This window comes from Streptomyces sparsogenes subsp. cuspidosporus (assembly GCF_039532705.1).
GTDB lineage: Bacteria > Actinomycetota > Actinomycetes > Streptomycetales > Streptomycetaceae > Streptomyces > Streptomyces sparsogenes.
In genome coordinates this window covers 20,640-42,491 of the sequence record NZ_BAAASD010000004.1, presented here as the reverse complement: position 1 = coordinate 42,491, position 21,852 = coordinate 20,640, and the positions used below count along the sequence as shown (strand labels likewise).

The 21,852-nt window shown below is 66.8% G+C and carries 18 protein-coding genes and 1 pseudogene; 15 read left to right on the top strand and 4 right to left on the bottom strand.

Annotated features, from left to right (window positions below; genetic code table 11):
* The first annotated feature begins 41 nt into the window (after positions 1 to 41).
* The 7 genes from ABFY07_RS06295 to ABFY07_RS06265 all read left to right on the top strand — a co-directional run bounded on the left by ABFY07_RS06295 (position 42) and on the right by ABFY07_RS06265 (position 10,555).
* Entirely contained in the window at positions 42 to 1,568 is a 1,527-nt protein-coding gene (locus ABFY07_RS06295; RefSeq protein ID WP_346173467.1) for a methyltransferase, read from the top strand.
* A complete protein-coding gene (locus ABFY07_RS06290) occupies positions 1,568 to 3,013 on the top strand; it encodes an aldehyde dehydrogenase family protein (RefSeq protein ID WP_346173466.1) in 1,446 nt (481 codons plus the stop codon). Before ABFY07_RS06295 ends, ABFY07_RS06290 begins: the two co-directional genes overlap by 1 nt.
* A 22-nt stretch (positions 3,014 to 3,035) precedes the next feature.
* Positions 3,036 to 4,283, top strand: a complete 1,248-nt coding sequence (locus tag ABFY07_RS06285; RefSeq protein ID WP_346173465.1) for a 3-deoxy-7-phosphoheptulonate synthase class II — start codon at positions 3,036 to 3,038, stop codon at positions 4,281 to 4,283.
* A gap of 272 nt (positions 4,284 to 4,555) precedes the next feature.
* Entirely contained in the window at positions 4,556 to 6,139 is a 1,584-nt protein-coding gene (locus ABFY07_RS06280; protein ID WP_346173464.1) for a class I adenylate-forming enzyme family protein, read from the top strand.
* A gap of 310 nt (positions 6,140 to 6,449) precedes the next feature.
* The gene (locus tag ABFY07_RS06275) at positions 6,450 to 7,727 is read left to right on the top strand and encodes an ISL3 family transposase (RefSeq protein WP_346173463.1); all 1,278 of its coding nucleotides are present in this window, start codon (positions 6,450 to 6,452) and stop codon (positions 7,725 to 7,727) included.
* Positions 7,728 to 9,014 carry a 5-aminolevulinate synthase gene (gene hemA / locus ABFY07_RS06270; protein ID WP_346173462.1) on the top strand — a complete coding sequence of 429 codons (1,287 nt, stop codon included), beginning with the start codon at positions 7,728 to 7,730 and terminating at the stop codon, positions 9,012 to 9,014.
* Positions 9,014 to 10,555 carry an AMP-binding protein gene (locus tag ABFY07_RS06265; protein ID WP_346173461.1) on the top strand — a complete coding sequence of 514 codons (1,542 nt, stop codon included), beginning with the start codon at positions 9,014 to 9,016 and terminating at the stop codon, positions 10,553 to 10,555. The genes hemA and ABFY07_RS06265 overlap by 1 nt, the downstream gene beginning before the upstream one ends.
* Before the next feature lie 84 nt (positions 10,556 to 10,639).
* Here the strand turns inward: ABFY07_RS06265 and ABFY07_RS06260 are convergent, their stop codons facing one another.
* Entirely contained in the window at positions 10,640 to 11,482 is an 843-nt protein-coding gene (locus ABFY07_RS06260) for an IS5 family transposase (RefSeq protein WP_346173460.1), read from the bottom strand.
* A 203-nt stretch (positions 11,483 to 11,685) separates the two neighbouring features.
* Between ABFY07_RS06260 and ABFY07_RS06255 the strand changes: the two genes are divergently transcribed.
* Entirely contained in the window at positions 11,686 to 12,450 is a 765-nt protein-coding gene (locus ABFY07_RS06255) for a transposase family protein (RefSeq protein ID WP_346173459.1), read from the top strand.
* A 578-nt stretch (positions 12,451 to 13,028) separates the two neighbouring features.
* Here the strand turns inward: ABFY07_RS06255 and ABFY07_RS06250 are convergent.
* Positions 13,029 to 13,994 carry a helix-turn-helix transcriptional regulator gene (locus ABFY07_RS06250; RefSeq protein WP_346173458.1) on the bottom strand — a complete coding sequence of 322 codons (966 nt, stop codon included), beginning with the start codon at positions 13,992 to 13,994 and terminating at the stop codon, positions 13,029 to 13,031.
* A gap of 96 nt (positions 13,995 to 14,090) precedes the next feature.
* Between ABFY07_RS06250 and ABFY07_RS06245 the strand changes: the two genes are divergently transcribed.
* From ABFY07_RS06245 to ABFY07_RS06235, 3 genes and pseudogenes are all read left to right on the top strand, one after another.
* Positions 14,091 to 14,456, top strand: coding sequence for a VOC family protein (locus ABFY07_RS06245; protein WP_346173457.1), 366 nt, complete (start codon positions 14,091 to 14,093; stop codon positions 14,454 to 14,456).
* Positions 14,457 to 14,542: 86 nt separating this feature from the next.
* A pseudogene (locus tag ABFY07_RS06240) lies at positions 14,543 to 14,947 on the top strand (helix-turn-helix domain-containing protein); the annotation flags it as partial.
* The gene (locus ABFY07_RS06235) at positions 14,946 to 15,179 is read left to right on the top strand and encodes a plasmid pRiA4b ORF-3 family protein (RefSeq protein ID WP_428836861.1); all 234 of its coding nucleotides are present in this window, start codon (positions 14,946 to 14,948) and stop codon (positions 15,177 to 15,179) included. The pseudogene ABFY07_RS06240 and the gene ABFY07_RS06235, both read left to right, overlap by 2 nt.
* Positions 15,180 to 15,239: 60 nt before the next feature.
* Here ABFY07_RS06235 and ABFY07_RS06230 read toward each other — a convergent pair whose 3' ends face one another.
* Complete coding sequence (locus ABFY07_RS06230; protein ID WP_346173456.1) at positions 15,240 to 16,634, bottom strand: FAD-binding oxidoreductase; 1,395 nt, start codon at positions 16,632 to 16,634, stop codon at positions 15,240 to 15,242.
* Between the two features lie 63 nt (positions 16,635 to 16,697).
* Here ABFY07_RS06230 and ABFY07_RS06225 point away from each other — a divergent pair, with 63 nt between their 5' ends.
* Entirely contained in the window at positions 16,698 to 17,711 is a 1,014-nt protein-coding gene (locus tag ABFY07_RS06225; RefSeq protein WP_346173455.1) for a helix-turn-helix transcriptional regulator, read from the top strand.
* A gap of 703 nt (positions 17,712 to 18,414) precedes the next feature.
* On the opposite strand, the gene ABFY07_RS06220 is transcribed toward ABFY07_RS06225, so the two are convergent.
* Entirely contained in the window at positions 18,415 to 19,278 is an 864-nt protein-coding gene (locus tag ABFY07_RS06220) for an IS5 family transposase (protein ID WP_346173454.1), read from the bottom strand.
* A gap of 601 nt (positions 19,279 to 19,879) precedes the next feature.
* On the opposite strand from ABFY07_RS06220, the gene ABFY07_RS06215 reads away from it, so the two are divergent.
* Genes ABFY07_RS06215 through ABFY07_RS06205 form a run of 3 tightly spaced genes read left to right on the top strand, consistent with a single transcriptional unit; the run spans position 19,880 to position 21,705 of the window.
* Positions 19,880 to 20,257, top strand: a complete 378-nt coding sequence (locus ABFY07_RS06215; RefSeq protein WP_346173453.1) for a M48 family metalloprotease — start codon at positions 19,880 to 19,882, stop codon at positions 20,255 to 20,257.
* Complete coding sequence (locus ABFY07_RS06210) at positions 20,242 to 21,384, top strand: MAB_1171c family putative transporter (RefSeq protein WP_346173452.1); 1,143 nt, start codon at positions 20,242 to 20,244, stop codon at positions 21,382 to 21,384. The genes ABFY07_RS06215 and ABFY07_RS06210 overlap by 16 nt, the downstream gene beginning before the upstream one ends.
* Positions 21,385 to 21,402: 18 nt before the next feature.
* On the top strand, positions 21,403 to 21,705 hold the full coding sequence (locus tag ABFY07_RS06205) for an MTH1187 family thiamine-binding protein (RefSeq protein WP_346173451.1): 303 nt from the start codon (positions 21,403 to 21,405) through the stop codon (positions 21,703 to 21,705).
* Positions 21,706 to 21,852 lie beyond the last annotated feature (147 nt).

Sequence of the window (21,852 nt, the reverse complement as noted above, 5' to 3'; positions counted from 1 at the left end):
CGCCCGTTCGCCCACCCCGCCGCATCCCAGGAGCGAAACGCATGACCACCGAAACCCAGACCAGTACCACCCGCGAGCGGATCGCGGACCTCCTGATCCAGCACGAGCAGGTCTCTCGCGCCCTCGTCCTCCCGGCCACCGGCACCGCACCCGGCACCACTGCCTTCGTGGTCCCCGCCGGGGATACCGACCGCGCCGGGCGCGCGAGCGCGGAGGAACAGGTCGAGGACTGGCAGCAGCTCTACGACCGGCTCTACGAGGACGCCGAACCCGGCCCCTGGGGTGACAATTTCGTGGGCTGGAACAGCAGTTACGACCGACGTCCGATCGACCGGGACGAGATGCGCCAATGGCGGTCCCGTACCGTCGAGCGCATCCGGGACTTGCGGCCGCGCCGGGTGCTGGAGATCGGCGCCGGCAGCGGTCTGCTGCTCTCCCGACTCGCCCGCGACTGCGTGTCCTACTGGGCCACCGACCTGTCCCCCGTGGCCGTCGACGACCTCGCCCGGCACGTCGCGGACGACCCGGCGCTGGCGGACCGGGTCACGCTGCGTGCCCAGCCCGCCGACCGCGTGGACGGACTCCCCACCGGCTACTTCGACACCGTCGTCATCAACTCCGTCGTCCAGCTCTTCCCCTCCGGCGACTACCTCACCACCGTCGTCAACCGGGCGTTGACCCTGCTGGCCCCCGGCGGGCACATCTTCCTGGGCGACATCCGCGACCCCAGGAGCCTGAGCTGCCTGCACACGACTGTCGCGGTGGGCCGCCCGACCGCCAGGGACGCCGCATACGTCTTGCGCACGGCGCGCCGGATGCGGGCGCGTGAGGAGGAACTCTTCGTCCACCCCGACTACTTCGCCCGCCTGGCCCACTCCCACCCGGAACTGGCCGGGGCCGACCTCCGGCTCAAGCGCGGCGACTACCACAATGAGCTGTCCCGGCACCGCTACGACGTCGTGCTGCACAAGACCGGCGACGATCGGTTCACCGCGGTCGCCAACTGCGCCGAGCTGCGCTGGGGGAGCGACGCCGAGGACACGGGCGAGCTGGTGGAGCGGATGCGGGGCGCAGAGCTGCCCGTCCGGGTCACCGGCATCCCCAACGCGCGCCTTGCGGGCGAGTTCGCGGCCTGCCGGGCGCTGGAGGCGGGCGCGGGGCTGGAGCGGGCCAGGGAACTGCTCGCCCACCCCGAACGGCCCGACGCCGTCGACCCGCACACCCTGGATCTGCTCGCCGAGCGCGCCGGACTGCACGTCGCCCTCGCCCCCGCGCAGAGCGATCCGGCATGCTTCGAGGCGGTGTTCACGGATGCGGGAGCCCACACGGATCCGGGTGACGGCATGGGCGCCGGCGCACCCGCGCTGACCGGCACCTACCGCCCCGAGCAGCTCGCCGACGAGCCCGGAAGCGGCTCGCTCACCGAGATACCGGCAGCCGTGCACCGTGCCGAAGCCTTCGCGGCCCGCGTGCACGACTGGCTGCGTGAGCGCCTCCCCGACGACGAGCTACCCACCGCCGTGGTCTCCGTCAGGACGCTGCCCCCGCTGCCGGAAGGAAGCCACTGATGTCGCTACCCGCAACCGCCCCTGCCCTCGCTGCCCAGTCTGCCCGCCCGCCCCGGGACGCCGTCCCGTCCCGCACCCTGTACGCGCTCGACGCGCTCGGGGAACGCGGCACCTACCGGGCCCGCAGACGCCGTACCGTCACCGACGCCACCGGTCAGGAGCTGGCCGAACTCAGCCTGGTGCCACCGCTGTTCATCCACCGCACCATGGTGGCCCTGCGCCGCGCCGAGCCGCCGGAGGCCGACGAGCGGGCGGCACTGCTGCACAGCGCTGCCCGGCTCTTCGCCACCGGCGAGGTCGCGGGCCTGTCCCCGGCCGCGTACGAAGAGGCGGCGAGCCGGGCTGGCGGTATCCCGGTGTCCATCGTGCGCCGGGCCACGGCCACAACCGCTGAACGGCTGCGCCGGGCGTACGAGAGCGTCCAGTACGCCCGTCCCGCCGGTACGGTGAACAGCTGGCAGGACCCGCTGACCCGGACCGGGCGCGGCACCTGGACCCGGCGCGGCGAGGTACTCGCCGTGCACGCGGCCGGAAACCACCCGAGCACGCACAGCATCTGGCCGGAGGCGCTCGCGCTCGGCTACCGGGTGGCCGTGCGGCCCTCGCGCCGGGAACCGTTCACCCCACACCGGCTGGTCTCCGCACTGCGTGCCGCAGGCTTCGGCGACGACCAGGTCGCCCTGCTCCCCACCGAGCACCAGCACGCGGACGCGCTGCGCCGCGGCGCCGACCTGTCGCTGGTCTACGGCGGTGCGGGGGTCGTCGAGCAGTATGCCGGTGACTCGGCCGTGCGGGTGCAGGGCCCCGGCCGGTCCAAGATCCTTATCACTGCCGACACCGACTGGCGCGCGCACCTCGACACCCTCGTCGACTCCGTCAGCGGGCACGGCGGTACCGGCTGCGTGAACACCACCGCCGTGTTCGTCGAGGGCGATGCGGGCGAGCTGGCTGCCGCCCTGGCCGAGCGACTCGCTGTCCTGCCCTCACTGCCGCCCTGCGACGACCGGGCCGTGCTGCCGGTCCAGCCTGCGGCAACTGCGCGGGCCGTGGCGGCCCACCTGCTGCGTACGGCAGCCGGCACCCGGGCCTGGCTCGGCGGTGAAGGCGTGGCGGATGAGCTGGGCGACGGCAGCGCCGTACTGCGCCCGGCAGTCCACCAGCTGCCCCGGGCAGACGCCCCGCAGGCCGCGGTCGAACTGCCCTTTCCCTGTGTCTGGGTAGCCCCGTGGCGCAGGGCGGACGGGGTCGCGCCGCTGCGGGACAGTCTCGTCCTCGCCGCCATCACCCGGGACGAGGAGCTGGTGGGACGGCTGGTCGCGGAGCCGAGCATCAGCAACGTCTTCGTCGGCGGTGGCCACCCCACCCATCTGAAGGAGCACGGCCTCCCGCACGACGGCTACCTCTCCGACTTCCTCATGCGCAGCAAGTCCGTCATCCGTAACTGACCCGCACTGGAAGGACACCGCCATGACTCCCACCGGGACTGTCCCGACCGTCACCGCTGCCGTCGGTTCCCGCCCGTACGCTGCCCAGCAGCCGGAGTGGCCGGACCCCGCACAGGTGCGTGAGGTCATCGGCCTTCTGCGCGACCGACCACCGCTGGTGTCCCCCGCCGAGACCGCCCGGGTACGCGCGCGCCTGGCCGAGGCCGCCACCGGCAACGCGCTGCTGCTCCAAGGCGGCCACTGTGCCGAGGAGTTCGGTGCCCGGGCGCTGCGCGAGGCCACCGCCAACGCCGGCCTGCTGCGTCAGATGGCCACCGTGCTCTCCTGCGGGACGGCCCTGCCCGTGCTGCCCGTCGGCCGGATGGCCGGCCAGTACGCCAAGCCACGCTCGCGCCCCACCGAGACCCGCGAGGGCATGGAGCTGCCCTCCTACCGGGGTGACGCCGTGAACGCGGCCGGATTCAGCGCCAGAGAGCGACGGCCCGACCCCCGGCGCATGGTCACCGCCTACGACCAGTCCGCAGAGGTGCTGCTTCGTATCCGCGCAGGTAACGCCGTACGGCCGGACGTCCCGGGGGCGACCGAGGCGGCAGTGGAGGGCCCGGTCGAGGACCTGTACGTCAGCCACGAGGCACTGCTGCTCGACTACGAGCGTGCCCTGGTCCGTACTGACCCTGCCACGGGCGGTCGCTACGCCTCCTCCGGCCACCTGCTGTGGATCGGCGAACGTACCCGGCAAGTCGACGGCGCCCACGTCGAGTTCGCGGCCGGAGTGGACAACCCGGTGGCCGTCAAGGTCGGCCCGACGGCGACCCCGGACGAACTCCTGGCCCTGGCCGCCGTCCTCGACCCCGGTATGCGGCCCGGTCGGCTCACCTTCGTCACCAGGATGGGCGCCGACCGCATCCGCGAGGTGCTGCCGGAACTCGTCGGCAAGGTCTCCGCCTCCGGCTCCCCAGCCCTGTGGGTGTGCGACCCGATGCATGGCAACACCCGCACCACCGAGGACGGGGCCAAGACACGCTGGATGTCCGACATCACGGACGAGGTCCGGGCATTCATCGCCGTCCACCGGGCGATCGGCACGCATCCCGGTGGCCTGCACCTGGAGCTGACAGCGGATGACGTCACCGAGTGCCTGGGCGGCTCCACCCCGGTGCGACCGGAAGATCTCGATCGTCACTACACCAGCGTCTGCGACCCGCGGCTGAACCGCGGTCAGTCCCTGGACCTGGCCTTCTTTGCCGCGCACCTCTGGGGCACGCACTAAGCTTGTGCTTTATCGTCCGGCTTCGCGTGTGTTTCACACGTGAGTGGGGTTTACCCAGATCAAGCCACGTGGGAAGGCCTTCCGCTGATGCTGTGCTCCGTCACGGATGCACGGTACGTGAAGAATCAGGAACACCTCCTCGTTGGATTTCTGGCCGGGACCGGACTCGAAATCCCTCATCCCGCATCAAGCCCGCAGTTAAATATCAGCAACTCCGCAGCCTTGCCAATAGAACGACATCGTCATAACTTCCGCAATCAAAGGATGATCCTGTGAGTTTTCCGGAGAATTGGTGGAGTGTAAGTCCAAGTTATGTCTCGGAGATCCTCTCACTGTTCGCGGCCGAGCCGGATCGCGATGTCGCTTATTGGCGCGGCGAAGCATTCTCCGGCGGCGATCTGATTCAGTCCGTGACTGAATCGTTCCTTACGTTGCACAATTGCGGAGTAGGCAAAGGGGATGTGGTAGCGATCCTGGTCGAGCCCAACAGCCCTGAGATGCTCACCGTGCGGTATGCGACATACCTGCTTGGTGGCGCTGTTTGCTACTTGCGAACCACTAATCCTGGTACCAACGCAGCGGTCCTCCCCCTGGACCAGCAAATCCAGATCTTGCGCGACACCGAAGCGGTTACCATCTATGCTGATACCGAAAATTCGGAGCGGGCATTGGAACTTGCCGACGGCACCGGGATCCCGGTGACGCGCCTTCACCACGGGGAATGCAATGAGGTCAGCCGGCTCGATGTCCCCGCCCCGCCGGACGCCGCGTCGTGGGATCCGGATGCGCTAGTCTTCATCAGCTTCTCGAGCGGCAGCACGGGACGGCCCAAGGGCATCCGATCCTCGGCCCGAGCATGGGAAGGCGTACTACGCGCGTTTATGGATCTTGGGCATGAATCCGACTGTGCGTCGCTCCTGTTGGCGACCCCTCTGAGCCACGCTGGTGCCCCGATGGCAGACGCGGCCTTCATCTTGGGTGGAGCGATCTACCTGCACGAGAGTTTCGATGCAGAGAAATTCGTACAGACCGTCTCCGCGAAGAAGGAGGTCTCGTGGACGTTCATGGCGACGACGCACGTGTTCCAGCTCATCGACTATCTGCATGAGCGAGGAATTCGCGATCGTGCCGCCGTGGAAGCCGCTGGTTTGTCTTCGCTGAAGCGGATTGTCTACGGCGGCAGCCCGGCGGCGCCCGTTCGAACGAAACAGGCTTTTAGAACTTTCGGCCCTGTCATGGTGCAGTGGTATGCATCGGGCGAGAGCTATCAAATTGCGACCCTGACGCCTTCGGAGCACGGCGACCCGGAACTTGCGGCTACCGTCGGACGGCCCTACCCCGGTGTGGAGGTCGTTGTCTGCAACTCGGACTCGGGCGAGCAATTGGCAGTAGGGGAAATCGGGGAGATCCGCGTCCGCTCGCCTCAGTTGATGGACGGCTACACCGGCGACCCGGAGTTGACTGCGCGAGCCCTTCGGGACGGCTGGTACTTCACCGGAGATATCGGTTTTTTCGACGACCGAGGATATCTGACCCTGGTGGGCCGGGTGGCGGACGTCATCAAGGTTGACGGCGTTAAGGTGCACCCCACAGTCGTCGAGGCGGAAATCCTTTCCCACCCAGGCGTCCGACACGCGGCCGTCTACGGCGTGCGGGACGAGGATGGCAGCGAGCATATTCACGCCGCAGTTGAATGCGATCCGAACGAGGCAGTCGACGCAGAAGACATCCGCGCCAGAATTACTGCGGCACTTTCCCCGATTCACGCGCCCGAGAAGATAAGCTTCTTGAGTGCTCTGCCGATGAATAGCATCGGCAAGCCCGACAGAGTGCTCCTTCGATCGCAATACGTCTGATTCAGACGTTTGACGTTGCTGCGGCACACTGAGGTGATCTACCAAATGAGCGAGTCATTGAACCCTTCTCGGTAACGTCTGGTAACTGGGGTCTTCGAGCTTGATGGGGCTGCGGCGGTGCCAGGCGGGTTCGCTGATCACGCTGTGTGAGGGAGTTGGGGGCGGGCGACCCGGATGCAAGGAGCCCGCGGACCTTCGTGATCATGGTTGTTGTCTACGCAACCGATCATGAAACCCCACGGGCTAGAACACCGACGATACCGGGATCAACGAGGCGGCCACGCGACGTCTGGGACTGGAGGGGGTGAGTGTGATCAAGATCAAGGACGACGGAGCGGTCGGTTCGGCGGTGTACGTCGTCACGAACGAGGACTCGGCCTGGATCTGCCCCTCGTGCGGGGTCTTCGCCACCCGGCTCAAGGACTACCGCACCACCCGGCCCCGGCACCTGCCCTGCGGCGGTCGCCCGGTGAGCGTCCGGTGGCGCAAAGCGCGCTGGCACTGCACCGAACCCGCCTGCCCACACGGCTCGTTCACCGAGGCGGTCGGCACAGTGCCCGCCGGGATGCGCACCACCACCGCCCTGCGCCGGGCAGCGGGGGCCGCGGTCTGCGACGGCGGCCGTACCGTCGTGCAGGCCGGCCGCGGCCTGCACATGAGCTGGCCCATCGTGCAGCGATGCTTCCAGGACTACGCCGCGCAGATCCTGCCCGAGACTCCGCCCGCGACCGAGGCGATCGGGATCGACGAGACCCGGCGGGGCAAACCGGTGTGGAAGCAGAACCCGGACACCGGCACGTGGGAACTCCTCGCGGATGCCTGGCACATCGGCTTCGTCGACGCGGTCGGCGGACGCAGTCTGTTCGGCCAGGTCGCAGGCCGCAACCCCACCTCGGTCGCCGGCTGGCTCAGCTCTCAGCCCGCCTCCTGGCGCGAGCAGGTCCGCTATGCCGCCATCGATCTGTGCTCCGCCTTCCGCGCCGCCGTACACCGGGCCCTGCCACACGCAGCCGTCGTCGTGGACTGCTTCCATGTCGTGCAACTCGCCCAGCGTCACTTCGCCGACCTGCGCCGACGCCTGACCTGGAAGCAGCACGGCCGCCGCGCCCGCAAGGGCGATGGCATCCACACCGTCCGTAAGGTCCTGCGCTGCAACAAAGAGGACCTCAACCAGGACCAACTCGACCTCATGACTGCCGAGTTGGAGTATATGGGCACCAACGGCCGACAGATCCACGCGGCCTGGCAGGCCAAGGAACTGCTGCGCGGTCTCCTCGGTCTGGCCATCAGCCGCACCCACCCCACCCCCGACCACTCCGCGATGTCCGCCGCCCGCCACCGCTTCCTCTCCCACGTCGCCGACCATGCCCACCTGCCCGAACTCCTCACCCTCGCCGAGACCGTCGAGCAGCGGTGGGACGGCATCGAGGCCTACCTGATCACCGGCATCGCCAACGCCGCATCCGAAGGCAACAACCGCTTCATCAAGCTCGAAGCACGCAACGCCTATCGAAATATATCTAGCGTTTCCAGCAAGCACTCACTGACCCAACCATTCATGCAACTGCTACGTCGAGAAGGCGAGTAAATGAACGCACACCTGGCTTCATACCTGAACGGCGAAATCGCTGGCAATCTCGCTGAAAGCAAGCGCGAATTCCTGGAGATCGGGCGTTGCTCCGGAAGCTACCCCATGGCCATGGCGCGGCGCGATGGGGTCGGTTCGGAAATAAGTGTCTGGTGCAGCAACGACTATCTGGGAATGGGCCAGAACCGTCAGGCCATCGTGGCCATGAAGGCCGCCATCGACACCCACGGCGTAGGCTCCGGCGGTTCCCGGAACATCGGTGGGACCAACCACTACCACGTGTCTCTCGAAAATGAACTGGCGGACCTGCACGGTAAGGAAGCCGCGCTCCTGTTCACCTCGGGCTACACGGCCAACGAAGGCTCGCTCACCGTGCTGGCGGCGATGCCCAGGGACACCGTCGTGTTCTCCGACGCGAAGAACCACGCCTCGATTATCGATGGCCTCCGGCACAGCGGCGCGAAGAAGCACATCTTCCGGCACAACGACGTCGCCCACCTGGAAGAACTGCTCGCGGCCGCTCCCGCCGACTGCCCGAAGCTCATCGTCGCGGAGTCGGTCTACTCCATGTCGGGCAACGTGGCGCCGCTCGCCGAGATTGCCGACCTTGCGGACAAGTACGGGGCCACGACCTTCATCGACGAGGTCCACGCGGTTGGCATGTACGGCCCGCAGGGCGCCGGCATCGCCGCTCAGGAAGGCATCGCCGACCGTTTCACGGTCGTGATGGGCACCTTGGCAAAGGGTTTCGGAACGGTCGGCGGCTACATTGCGGGTCCTGTGGCCCTGGTGGACGCGGTGCGGACCTACGCGCGCTCGTTTGTCTTCACGACCTCGCTGCCGCCCGCGGTCGCGGCCGCTTCGCAGGCGTCGGTTCAGTATCTGCGGTCCTCCGATGTCGAGCGGAAGCTGCTATTGGGGAATGCGCGACTGCTGCACAGTCTTCTGATCGAGGCCGATATCCCGTTCCTTTCCACGGACTCCCACATCGTTTCGGCCTTCGTCGGCGATGACGACATGTGCAAGCGGGCGTCCCAGATGCTGTTCGAGAAATACGGGATCTACGTCCAGTCCATCAACGCCCCGAGCGTGCCCGCGGGCGAGGAGATCCTGCGGATCGCTCCGTCCGCCGTGCACGATCAGAGCGATGTCGAGAAGTTCGCCCGCGCCCTTCAGGAGATCTGGAAGGAACTGAACATCCCGACCGCGAGTGCCCGGGAATGGTTCACGTCCGGACTCCGCAGCGGCGGCGCCGACACCACCGCGAAAGACGGACAGCCGGCCTGATGACTATGTCAGTTGCCGACGTGCTGGCCGACACGGCGGCGCGGCGACCAGCCCACTCTGCCCTGATCTACGAGGGCGAGCACATCACCTACGGGTGGTTGTGGGAACAGGCGCGTTGCTACGCCGCCGTGCTGCGAGCCAACGGGGTACGGCCAGGAGACCGGGTCGCCGTGCTCCTGACCGACACCCCACAGTTTCCCGTGGTGTATTTCGGCGTGCTGACGGTCGGAGCCGTCGCGGTTCCGCTGAATGCCTTGTCCACGGCGGCGGAGATCGAACACGTACTGACCGATGCCGACGCCGACTTTCTGGTGTGCGCCGCCACGCTGCTCGACCAGGCGAAAGAGGCGGCGGCGCCGCTCGGCACAACACTCCTCACCGTCGGGCCCGGCCCCGCGGGCACGGTCGACCTGGAGCACGCGGCACAGGAGACAGCGCCGGTCGAGACGTCCGCGGTGCGGGAACCCGACGATGTCGCCGTCGTGTTCTACACCTCCGGCACCACGGGTGAGCCGAAAGGCGTCATGCTCACCCACCGGAATGTTCGGTACAACGTCGAAAGGATGGTCACCACTCCATACGCGTTCCGGAGTGACGACGTATTGCTCGGGTGCCTGCCGCTGGCACACGGCTTCGGCCAGATCTGCGGCATGCTGACCGGCTTCCGCGCCGGCATATCCATCGTCATGATGCCGAAGTTCTCCGGGCGGGAGGCCTTGGCGCTGATGGCGGAACACCGGTGCACAGTGTTCATGGGCGTTCCAACCATGTATGTCAAGATGCTCGAATCGGTGGCCCAGGGAGAGCCGGTTCCTCAGCTCGACCGCGTGTACAGCGGGGGATCGGCGCTTTCAGTCAAAATCCTCAACAACATCCGAAGCACCTTCAGATGCCCAGTGTACGAGGGCTACGGGATGACCGAGACCACGTGCAGCGTGGCCTATCACTACCCCGGCCTGACGTTTCGGTCCGGAACGGTCGGGGCGCCGATCACCGGCATCACCGTCGGTATAGCCCGGACGAACTCCGACCGCATCGATCTCCTGCCTAGCGGTGAGGTGGGCGAGATCGTGGTGAGCGGTCCCACCGTCATGGCCGGATATCTCGGCCGCCCGGATATGACCGCTGAAGTAATGACCGACGGATGGTTCCGCACGGGCGATCTCGGCACGCTGGACGGCGACGATTACCTCTCTGTGGTGGGCCGTAAAAAGGACTTGATCCTCCGTGGCGGCTACAACATCTATCCACGCGAAATCGAGGAGATCCTCGCCGGGCACCCATCCGTGGCGCAGGTGGCGGTGATCGGCATTCCACACCCCGAGCTCGGCGAGGAGGTGTGTGCGGTTGTGGTGCCTGCCAGGCCGGGGGCCCCCACTTCCGGCTCGCGTCAGGAAATCATCGAATGGAGCAAGCAGCGTCTCGCCGCATACAAATACCCGCGCCGAGTCGAGTTCATTGATGCTCTCCCGGTGGGTAGCAGCGGAAAAATTCTCAAGCGCGTACTCGTCTCGCAATACGGGCCGGCCGTCGACGCATAGTTACAAACTCGGCGGATTCAAGCGGTAGAGCACTGTGAGATACTGATCATTTTTCTCTGCTCTTGTTGCCCCAGTGAACCTCTTTCATCCTGGGGTGTGAGTGGACGTGGCGGGTGTGGTGAGGCGGCGGGCCATGTTCGCGATGGAAGCCCAGTAGACGCGCGAGGCGGAGGTGTCGGGGCGGTGGTCGTACTCGCGGGCGAGGCGGCGGTGCAGCATCAACGTGCCGTTGACCTGCTCCACGATCCACCTCTTCGGTTGCGGGACGAAGCCTTTGCCCTGGTCTGCGGGGTTGCGGCGGACGACCTCGACGTCGATGTCCAGCAGGGCGCCGTGGATGAGAACCTCGTCCTTGAAGCCCTGGTCCACCAGGGCCTTCTCCAGACGCATCCCGCACCGCTCGGCCGCCTGATCGAGCAGGGCGGTGCCGGCGGTGTTGTCATGGGCGGAGGCGGCCAGCACCACGATGCCGATGATCAGCCCCAGAACGTCGACGGCCAGTCCCCGCTTGCGCCCCGACACCTTCTTGTTGGCGTCCAGTCCCGTCGTGGTCTTCGGGACGCCGGCGGCCGCGCGGACGGACTGGGTGTCGATGATCACGAGGGACGGGTCCTCTAATCGGCGGGCTCTCTCCCGTACCTGGCAGCGCAGGAGTTCCTGGATCCGCTGGTCGAGGCCGTCCTGGCGCCACAGCGTGAAGTAGTAGAACACCGCTGACCAGGCCGGCAGGTCATGGGGCAGGTAGCGCCACTGGCAGCCCGTCCGATTCTGGTAGAAGATCGCGTTCACAACCTCCCGCAGGTCACAGGACCCGGGATCACCGGTCGCCGACCGCGCTACCCGGCCCTGCTTCCAGGCCGTGATCATCGGCTGGATCAACGCCCACTGCACGTCCGATAAGTCGCTGGGGTACGGCATTCTCTCCATGCACCGCATCTCAACATGGACATGCTCACCACATGGCCCGCGCAACCATCAGTACCACGATCGAGCGATCACGAACCAGGGAAGACCGGACTTAACGTCCACTGAGGAGTGAAACAGGCTGGTCAGCTGGGTGGTGACGTGGCGAAGCCCCTCGTCGTTGGTGTGGTGATCTCACTCAACATGCCGACGGCCGGGGGGCTTCGTTGGTTCCGTATCCTTCCACGCTCGATGTCCCGCACGAGCTGGTTGAGCATGTCTCCTGGCTTATCTACGCCCGAAGGCGTGAACTGAGTTCAGCCTGGCGGAGGTTGAGCTGCTTCAAGCAGGCGCTGCTGACGCTGGCCCACCTGCGCAAGAACGAGACGTTCGCACAGCTGGGCGCCGGGTTCGGAGTCTCGGAGGCAACCGTCTGGCGGTACGTGGACGAAACCCTCGAGGTGTTGGCCGCCTGGGCACCCGGCCTGCACGAGGCCCTGGTCGGGCTCGGCGAGGGCGACTTCGTCATCGTCGACGGGACGCTCATTCCGACCGACCGCATCAAGGCGGACGAGCCGTACTACTCGATGAAACACAAACAACACGGCATGAACGTCCAGGTGATCGCCGCACCCGACGGCACACCACTGTGGTTCTCCCGCGCAACGCCGGGACGTACTCACGACCTCACCGCGGCCCGCGCCCACGGCATCATCCAAGCCTGTCTCACGAGGCAGATCCTCGTCCTCGCAGACCGGGCCTACCAAGGCGCCGGCGCCAGCGTCCGCACTCCCTACTACCACCACCGCGAACAACCCGAGCACTACCAGCAGTTCAACCGCGATCACGCCCGGCTGCGGGCCCCCGGCGAGCGCGCCTTCGCGCAGCTGAAGTCCTGGCGACTGCTACGGCGAGCCCGATGTTCCACGCGGCGCATCGGCACCGCTGTCCAAGCCGTACACACACTCTTGACCTGCGACTATTCAGGATGAAAGAGGTTCACTCACTCGCCCACACACGCACATCAGCAAGGTCCCCACCCATAACCACACCAACGACGAACCTGGCCAGCAGTCACGGTAGACACCGTTGCAGTACTAGGTGCGGAAATTCCGCAGTTGGAATTCCAGCGGCGTCCGTAGACATGCCCTGCCGCTGTCGTGGTGAGTGGGGGTGAAGCAGAACGTGCCGCGAGGAACTCACGGTTGGAAGAAGGGGGATTTCTGTGCCCGAAAAGTCATCACCGGGACATTCCGGGGTTCGGCCGAGTGTGGGCTGAGGCCGCCCTGACGCGCGGCGACCGTGTCAGCCGCTACCGCGCGCAGCACCGCTCCCCTGCAGGACCTGGACGTCACCGAGGAGCAGGCGCGGGCCGAATTCGAGACCAACTTCTTCGGCGCTTCGGGTCGTGCGGGCCGTCCTGCCGATTCTGCGGGCCCAGCGCTGCGGGCACATCGTGCAGTTCTCCAGCGTCGCCGGGCTCGCCTCTTGGCCCATGCTCGGCCTATACCACGCCACCTAGTTGTACTGACCGGGCACGTTGATTGAGAACAGGGGACCTGCTCGGCAATCATGATCCGGGGGTTGAGTGTCTGTCAGCCAGGTCCCTGGCGAGCTGACTGATGCGTGCGCGGGCCGTCTCGGGGGCGAGCACCTCGATGTGGTCGCCGAACTGAAGAAGCTGACGCACCGACTCGATGTCGGGGTAGCGCACGACGACGACGCACGAGCCTTTTTCCGCGTCGGAGACATGGTGGATGCGGGTGCCGAGGATACGCCGCGCCAGGTCGAGACCCTTTTCCGGCAGGCGGATGGTCACGCTCACGCGTTCTTGCCCCTCGGTGCGTTTCTTCAACACGGCCCATCTGGTGCGGAGGCTTTCGCCTGGTTGGAGCACGGCTGGTGCGTCTAGCTGTTCGAAGGCCGACAGTCGTTCCAGAGCGAGCAGCCGGCTGTTGCCCTGGTCATCGGCGACGAGATACCAGCGACCTGATTTCGCCACCATCCCGTACGGGTCGACCACCCGTGTCGAGGCCTGGCTCTCGGCGCTGCGCCGGTACAGGATTCGAAGGCGTCGCCGGTGTCGCAGGGTCGAGGCCAGATCCGATACTTCGACCGCTGCCTCGGGGGCAGCAAACCACGCGGTGCTGTCGACAAGCACAAGGTCAGCCAGCCGCAGCGGGCTCGGCGACTCAGGTGCTGCAGCCTGGCGGGCGGCGATCTTGCGCTCGGCCGACTCCCACACCGCAGTCAGGCCCATTCGCTCACGTAGTGCGCTGTCCAAGCCGGCCACGGATAGGGCCTCCAGTTCTGGTGGTTCCAGATGGGATGCGCTGAGCCGTGCACTGGGGAGCAGGACGATCCCGCCGTTCCGCCCACGTTCGGCATAGACGGGCACGCCCGCTGTCGATAGCGCCTCGACGTCCCGCAGCACAGTCCGCCGGGACACCTCAAGACGCGCGGCGAGCTCCGTGGTAGTGAGCCGCTGACGGGTCTGCAGGAGCAGCAGGAGATGCAGGAGCCTTGAAGCCTTCATGCTTACCCATGTTCTCAGAAAAGGTGACAGGTTCCGTCGCGATTGGGTGATCCACTGGGTGCTGGACCGAGAAATCAACGAGTTGAGGAGCACTCCATGCCCGCACCGAACCTGTTCCTGATCGGCGTCCGCGACGCCGAGGCCGCCACCGCCTTCTACAGCGACCTGTTCGAGATCGAACCGACCTTCACCAGTCCCCACTACGTAGCCTTCGAAGCTGCCCCCGGTGTCCTGTTCGCACTGTGGACGGGCTACAGCGAGCACGCGGTCCCGAGCCTCCCTCGTACGACAGAGATCGGACTCATGGTGCCGGGGTCATCGCAGGCGATTGACGAGATCTTCACGAGGTGGGCCTCGAAGGGGGTCCACGTTGTGCAGGAGCCGCATGATGCTGTCTTCGGCCGCACGTTCGTGATTACGGACCCTGACGGCAACCTCATCCGAGTCTCCCCGGTCGACTGACCTGCACTGTCCCTCCCCGCATATCTCCAAGCTGAAGGGCCGGCCACACACCATGGCCGGCCTTTCAGCCTGTCAGGAACTCAGAAATGTCGCATTCGAACGCGGCCCTCACCCCGCGCCACCGGCTGAAAGTCGCTCGACTCGTCGCTGACGACGGCTGGCCAGTCAGCGAAGTCGCGGCCCGCTTCCAGGTGTCCTGGCCGACCGTGAAGCGCTGGGTCGATCGCTACCTCGCAGGCGAGTCCATGCAGGGCCGATCCTCACGACCGCGGAGCTCTCCGGCCAAGACACCCAAGACCGTGACGAAGAGGTGCGTCAGCCTGCGACTACGCCTGCGGGAAGGGCCGGTCCAGCTCGCTGCGAGACTCAATATCGCCCCGTCGACAGTGCATCGAATCCTGCGATCGGCCCGCCTGAACCGACTCGTCAGTTTTCAACCGTCGCTGAGACGCCCTGAGCCGGCCTTACGACTGGGTCCACCCCATCGAGGTGGAGAAGGCGCTGCCCCGGGACCCAGGAGTGGCCTATCCCCGCTGCCTGACCGGCCGCCGAGCCTGCCCGCCAGAGGACTGCGGCGGCCCATGGGGCTACGCGAACTTCATCGAGGCCATCACTGACCCCAGGCATGAGGAGCACGACGAACTCCTGGAATGGGTGGGCGGCGCCTTCGACCCCAGCCGATTCGACGCCGAGGACATCAACAAGCGCCTCACCGTCCCATAGCCAGCAGCGGAACTTCCGCGGCGCAACACTAGACGCGACGCCGCGACGGTCCGAGGACCGTCAGATTAGGTCTGCGTCCGAGTCGTTCGGTGGCGCAGGCGCCGGGATCGGGTGGTTGGCGTACAGGACGCCGCGCGGATCATAGCGTGCCGTGATCTCGCCGAGGCGATCGGCATCTGCTGGTGTGAAGGCGGTCCGCACCTGATCCGGCTCGAGAGGACCGAAAGTGAAGTTCAGCGAGAGCCCGAGCCGGTGGAGTGCGAAAGGTGCGAGCAGCTCGTCGTGGACCTGGGACACCCCGCTGGGATCGCCATCGTGGAGCAGGGACAACACACCCACGGAGTACTGGGCCGACCGATGGCCCACAGCGTTTGGAACATTCGGGGTGCGCGCCAGAGCGCCCCCGAGGTGTCGCACCCCGACGGTACACCCGCCTGGTGTGGTGCCAGCTCGATGGGCGAGTGCGGTCAGGGCGCGCGGATCGAGGTCGTCGACCAGCACACTCTTCCCCCGGTAGGCCGCCGGCCGGTCCGGTTCGTCTGAGACCGCCCCGGACTGCATGTAGGGAAGGGTGCGCAGCGTGTTCCGCAGTTGCGATCCGGCGCGGAGCAGCGGCTCGACGAGACGTCGTCCTTGTTCTTCCGGTCCGGCGAAGCTGACCTGAAGTTGGACCACCTGACGCCCTCGCACGTCCGCTGGGATCATGGGTAGGTCCGGGAAGGGGATCACCACCACCGCCGAGGTCATCGCCTCCGGTACCGACCTGGTCCACGTGGTCCAGGCGGTGAGCACCTCGGGGGATTTCGCGAGGTCGAACATCAGGCTGCCGCCGTAGAGCTCTGCGACGGGCATGAGGTCGATCTCCATGCCGGTCACGACGGCGAGGTTGCCGCCACCTCCGCGCAGTGCCCAGAACAGGTCAGGTTCGTCCTCTGGGCTCACCTGCCGGATCTTGCCGTCGGCGGTCACCGCCTCGAATCGCGTCACGTGGTCGGCTGAGTAGCCGTAGCGTCGGGCGAGGAGCCCGATGCCCCCGCCCAGGGTGTAAGCGACCGCGCCGACCGTGGGGAGGCTACCTGACAGCGGCGCTAGCCCGTGTGGTGCCGCCTGCTCGATGACATCCTGCCACGTCGCCCCGGCCGGGACCCACGCCCTACGAGTCGCGGCGTCGACCCTCACCTCACGCATGCGCCCCGTATCGATGAGTAGGCCCCCGTCGAGAGCGCGCGTGCGCCCATGCCCGGTGGCCTGGACCGCCACCTGCATCCCGTGATCCGCGGCGAAGGCTACGGCCCGAGAGACATCCTCGGCGCACCTCGCCTCGAGCACAACCGCCGGGTGATGCGGGGCAAGGAGCTGGGCACCTGCCCTGTCTTCCGGGGCTTGAGTACCGCTGTATACAGTTCCGTCCACATACTGGTCGAGGGCCTGAATATCGGTCTTGGCGATCTCCATGGCTGCGACACTAGACGTCCTTCCGGACGTTAGACGTCCGGAATCAGTGGCAGTCTGAACTCCATGATGGACGAACCTCGACGGCGCGACCTGCCCGAGCGGATGCTGCGTCTGCTCGGCCTGCTGCAGACGCGACGGACCTGGACGGGCACCGAACTGGCTCAGCGGCTGCAAGTGACCGAGCGAACGGTGCGCCGCGACATCGACCGGTTACGGGCCCTCGACTACGCGGTAACCGGAACCACAGGAACATCGGGCGGGTACCGGCTTGCAGCTGGGAGCAGCATGCCGCCCCTGTTGCTCGAGGACGACGAGGTCGTCGCGGTGGCTGTTGGGCTCGCCATAGCCAGCCAGGGTAGCGTTAGTGGGATCGAGGACGCCTCGCTCACGGCCCTGGCCAAGCTTGAGCAGATCTTCCCGGCGCGTCTACGCCCGCAACTGACTGCGATCTCCCGCGCCACTAGCGCCGCACCCGGCGATTACGCAGCACACGTCGACCCGGCCACGCTGGCTGTGCTGGCCGCCTGCTGCCACGAGCACGAGAGCGTCCGCTTCGACTACCGCGACCGTACCGGACGCCGCAGCACTCGGGGGGCCGAGCCGCACAGTCTCGTCATCCTCCGCGGATTGTGGTACCTCGTGGCATATGACCACGATCGTGAGGACTGGCGTATCTTCCGCATCGATCGGATCAACACTCCCCTGCGCGCCCACCGACCTGCCGAACGACGGGACCTGCCGACCACCGATGCTGTCAGCTTCGTCAGACGCTCACTGGCAGCTGCCTCCTATCGCTACACGGCGCGACTAACCGTGGACCTATCGGCAGCAGACGTCCGGGCAGGCATCCTCGTCCCGATCCCCGGCGAGATCGACGACCTCGGCCCCGGCCGGTGCCGGATCCGCCTCACAGCCGAGTCTCCGGAGCTAGTCACCCAGTACATCGTGCTCGTCGCCACCATCGGAGCCGAGTTCATCGTGGACGCACCCCCGGACATCATGGATCGTCTGCACCGGCTCGGAACGCGACTGGGTCGGACCCGGTCGCATGATCGAGCGACGCTGTCGGCGCGGTGACCACCACAGCTGCGGTGCCGCGGGCGACGGGTGTGTCAAGTTAACAGCCCTGTCTCACTTTCGGGATGCTGTTGGCGATCTTCATTCGTCCTAGTGAGAGCGTTGTGGTGAACCGGGCTGTAGCTCGATGAGCTGTGGGTTTCGGGTGGTTTCGGTGTTGGGGTGGCCAACTGTGGGCAGCCAGCGAGGGGTTGGTTCTGCCTCGGAGGTGTGTGGTGCCGTCGGTGATCGCGTTGCTGGAGTTCCGTGAGGCCCGGGCTCGGGAGGAACTCGAGTCCTGGCTGGAGGTGGTCAGGGAGGCCGAGGAACATGTGGCTGCGGCTCGGCGGCGGCTGGAGCACGCGGGTATCGCCCGTGCCGAGGTGCTGCACGCGCTCGCGGAGGAGGCTGAGTCTCCCGCCGGGTGCGCTCAGGCTGGCCAGGAGATCGTGGCAGTGCGGGAGACGGGTGGTGACGCCTCGCCGCCTGGGCTTGCTCCCGCGCCGGTCGCGGCCGCGGCGGTGGGGCCTGTCCCTGCGCTGCGCGAGGGGTATGATCCGCGGCCGCCTGTGTGGCAGGACGGGATGGGTGAGGAGGCCCTGTCCGGGGCCTACCGGCAGGTGTTCGCGGCGGTTGTGTCAGCCGCGGGGCCGGTGTCCGCGCAGGAGCTGACGTGCGCGCTGGGCCGGGACGCGGCGCGGTTGAAGGAGGTGGAGAAGGTGCGTCACCCTGCGTATGCGCTGGAGGCGCGGGGCTGGCTGGTGCGTGAGCGGGGCGGGGTGTTCAGGCCGGCTGGGTCCAGCCGGTGCGGCCGGTACTCGGGCCAGTGCAGACGCTGGCGGGCCATCCGCCGGGTCAGGGTGACCAGGCCGGCCCACCACACCATCTGCACGTGGTGATCGGGGCGGCGTTCGTGGTCGCGGTTGAGACGGCGGGCCCGTGACAGCCACCCCAGCGTCCTCTCCACCACCCAGCGGCGCGCCAGCACCACGAACCCCCGGCTCCCGTCGGAGCGCCGCACGATCTCGGCCTTCACCCCGTGCGCGGCGAACGCTGTGGCGAGGGCTTCGCACTGGTAGGCGGAATCGGCCCGGACCAGCTTCAGCAGGCGGCCCGGCTCGGTCATGAACGCCTCGACCAGCGCGGGGGCGGCCTTCGAGTCGTGGACGTTGGCCGGGGTGACGGTGGCCTCCAGCAGCAGGCCGCCGGTGTCGGTCAGGATGTGGCGCTTGCGGCCGTCGCAGCCACGGCTGCCGGCCCCGACGGTGTCCGCACCGTCCACCGACTGCGCGTCGATGATCCCGGCGGTCGGCTCCGCCTCCCGGCCCTGCCGCTCGCGCTCGACGCGCCGCAGCCGCTGGTACAGCTCACGCACACAACCGTGGCGGCACCACCGCCGGAAGAAGTCGTACACCGCCCGCCACCAGGGAGAATCCGCAGGGACCGCCCGCCACTTCACGCCATTGTCGACGACATAGCGCACAGCGTCGATCATTTCCCGGTGGCAGTGCTCCTCGGGGCGCCCGCCTCGGCCCTCCAGCCAGGCCGGCATCGAGACACGGACCCGGGCCCACTCCGCGTCCGTCATGTCCGTCGGGTACAGCGAGACACGCCGTCCCACGGCAATAGCCCCGAACTGATGGACGTAGCAGTCACACACCAGGGTGGCCGAACTGGCACCAGCCAGCTCGGTAATGATGAACTGGTACGGCAACGGGCCTCCTACGGCGGAGAGTTGATCGACAACCTCGTCTCTGCCAAGAGGGCTCGTTCGCCTATGCACATCGACCGGTCAGCAAGACCGTTCGACATCTCCCCGGCCAGCCCTCACCGAACACAGTCCGGTTCACCACCACGCTCTCAGCCAAAGGCACACGATCAGCACCCAACTTCGCCAAGACCGCTTAGGCTCACTCATTAGCTAGGCGAGGGGGTGTGGTGTGGCTAGTGGCTTCTGGGCACCGCAACGGGGGCGGCGTGGATATCGAGTCATGTGTCCTCCAGCCCCGACGATCCCGGAGGAGCGGACAGAGATGTACTGGAGACGTCTGCACCGCCGGTGCAAGCAGGTGATCGAGGGTCTCCCATTACCTGATCCGTTCACTGTTGAGGAGCTGTGTACCCGGCTGGCGACGGACCGGGGACGTCGGCTGGAGCTGCGCCCCTTGCCCACACCGACAGTTCCTGAGATGCCGACAGGCATCTGGCTGGCTACCGACAGCGGTGACTACGTCCTGTACGACGCCCAGACGAGCCCGCTGCATCAAGAGCACATCATCCTGCACGAGATTGGGCACCTGGTGTGTGATCATCGCTCAGGCAGCGGCGACCAGCGGTTGTACCGCCAGATCGATCTGGCGGATGCCGAATCGCTCCGGCAGGCGCTCGCCCGCTCGCGCTACTCCGATCTCCAGGAACAGGAGGCGGAGATGATCGCCACCCTCGTGTTGGAGCGCGCTGGCCGAGTCCCCTCCCCGGCACTGCTGTCCGGGATGCTGGGCGGGCTGGAGTCCGCGATGGGGCTGAGCGGTGCTCCCCGTGAGAGGACGCCATGCTCGCGTGGTTAGAGAACATCGGGATCGTCGCTCTGTGGAGTGTGGCGATCGCCCGGACACCGCAGGCTCTACGCAGGAGCGAGCAGCGGCCACTGTGGTTCGCGATCGTCCTGATCGCGGTGGCGATGTCCATGCACCTCGAACCCGTCACCGCGGTCCTGGCGCGGTTCGTGTCCAGCGCCCACCGGATCGACCTGATCAAGCACTTGGTGAGCATCCTGGATGCTGCCGCTGTTCTGTGGTTCATCCTTCAGGCAGCCGGACGCCAGCGCCGCACGATCCCTGTGTTCAGCATCGCCGTCCTGGTTATGGGCGCGCTGGCTCTACTGGATATTCTCGGGCCGCCGCACGACCGAAACCAGATAGCCCCGTCCAGCGACACCCCGAGCGTGCCCGACGCGTATTGGTGGATCTTCTTTGCCTTCCACCTGATCGCAGATACCATCTGCGGATTCGTGTGCTGGAGCTACGGCCGCCGGAACATCCCCCGACTGCTGCGATACGCGCTGCGCCTGTTCGGCACCGGCATCCTCCTGGCATCGCTGTTGTGGGTGCTCAAGCTGGCCTACCTGGTGACCCGTTCGACGGTCTTCGCGCCCTTGTTCTCACCCGTCACGGGCATCGAAGCGCTGTTCATGGCAGCTGGGGCCGCCTTGCCCCTGATGGCTCAGCTGCGGCAGTGGTGGCGATACCGCAGCGCGCATCGAGGTCTCGAACTGTTGTGGCGGGACCTGACCGCCGCGACCCCGGATGTGGTCTTCGCTGCGGGAAGTCGACTGCGTGCCGTAGGCGTACCACTGCAACTGCGGCTGTACCGACGAGTGATCGAGATCAGAGACGCGATGATCGTGCTGCGCGACTACGTCTCCTCGGCCACTCTCCACCAGATTCGGCGACATGCCGACAGGGACGATGATGTGCAGGCGCATCTGGTCGACGCGTACGTCACCGCCTACTGGCTCGTTGCCGCCCTGCAGGCTCGGCGCGACGGTCGGGCACCGCACGCCCAGGAAGCGAATCTCACCGGGGATGGAGCGCAGGAACTTACCGAGGAAATAGGCTACTTGCTGCACATCGCCGCCGCATATCAATCACCGTCCGTCCGTACCTATCGTGCATCGCTGGCCGATCCGGCCTAGCACTCAGATGGGAATGCTGTGCTGATCGCATTTGCTCTGACCCCGATGGGGGTGGAGGAGAACGTCGCCGACTATGTCGCTGACGCCGTCAAGATCATCCGGGAGTCGGGGCTTCGAACCCGCTCGGACTCGATGTACACCATGGTGGAGGGCGAGTGGGACGAGGTCATGGATGTCGTCAAACGGGCCACTGAGGCCGTCGCCGCCAAAGCCCCCCGCGTCCAGCTCATCCTCAAGGCCGACCTCTGGCCGGCGATGACGAACCCGCTGGACGGAAAGATTGCGCTCCTTGAGCAACGGATCACAGAAGTGGAGTCTTGACGCTCTCTTTGTGTGTGCACAACCCCGGGACCGCTTCCAGCGAGGGCGATGATCCGACGGCCCTACTAGTGGGTGTCTGCGTCTGGCCCGGCCACGGACCAACGGCCTATGCTGAACGTCTCCGAAGCTTCCTGCCGGAACCCATCC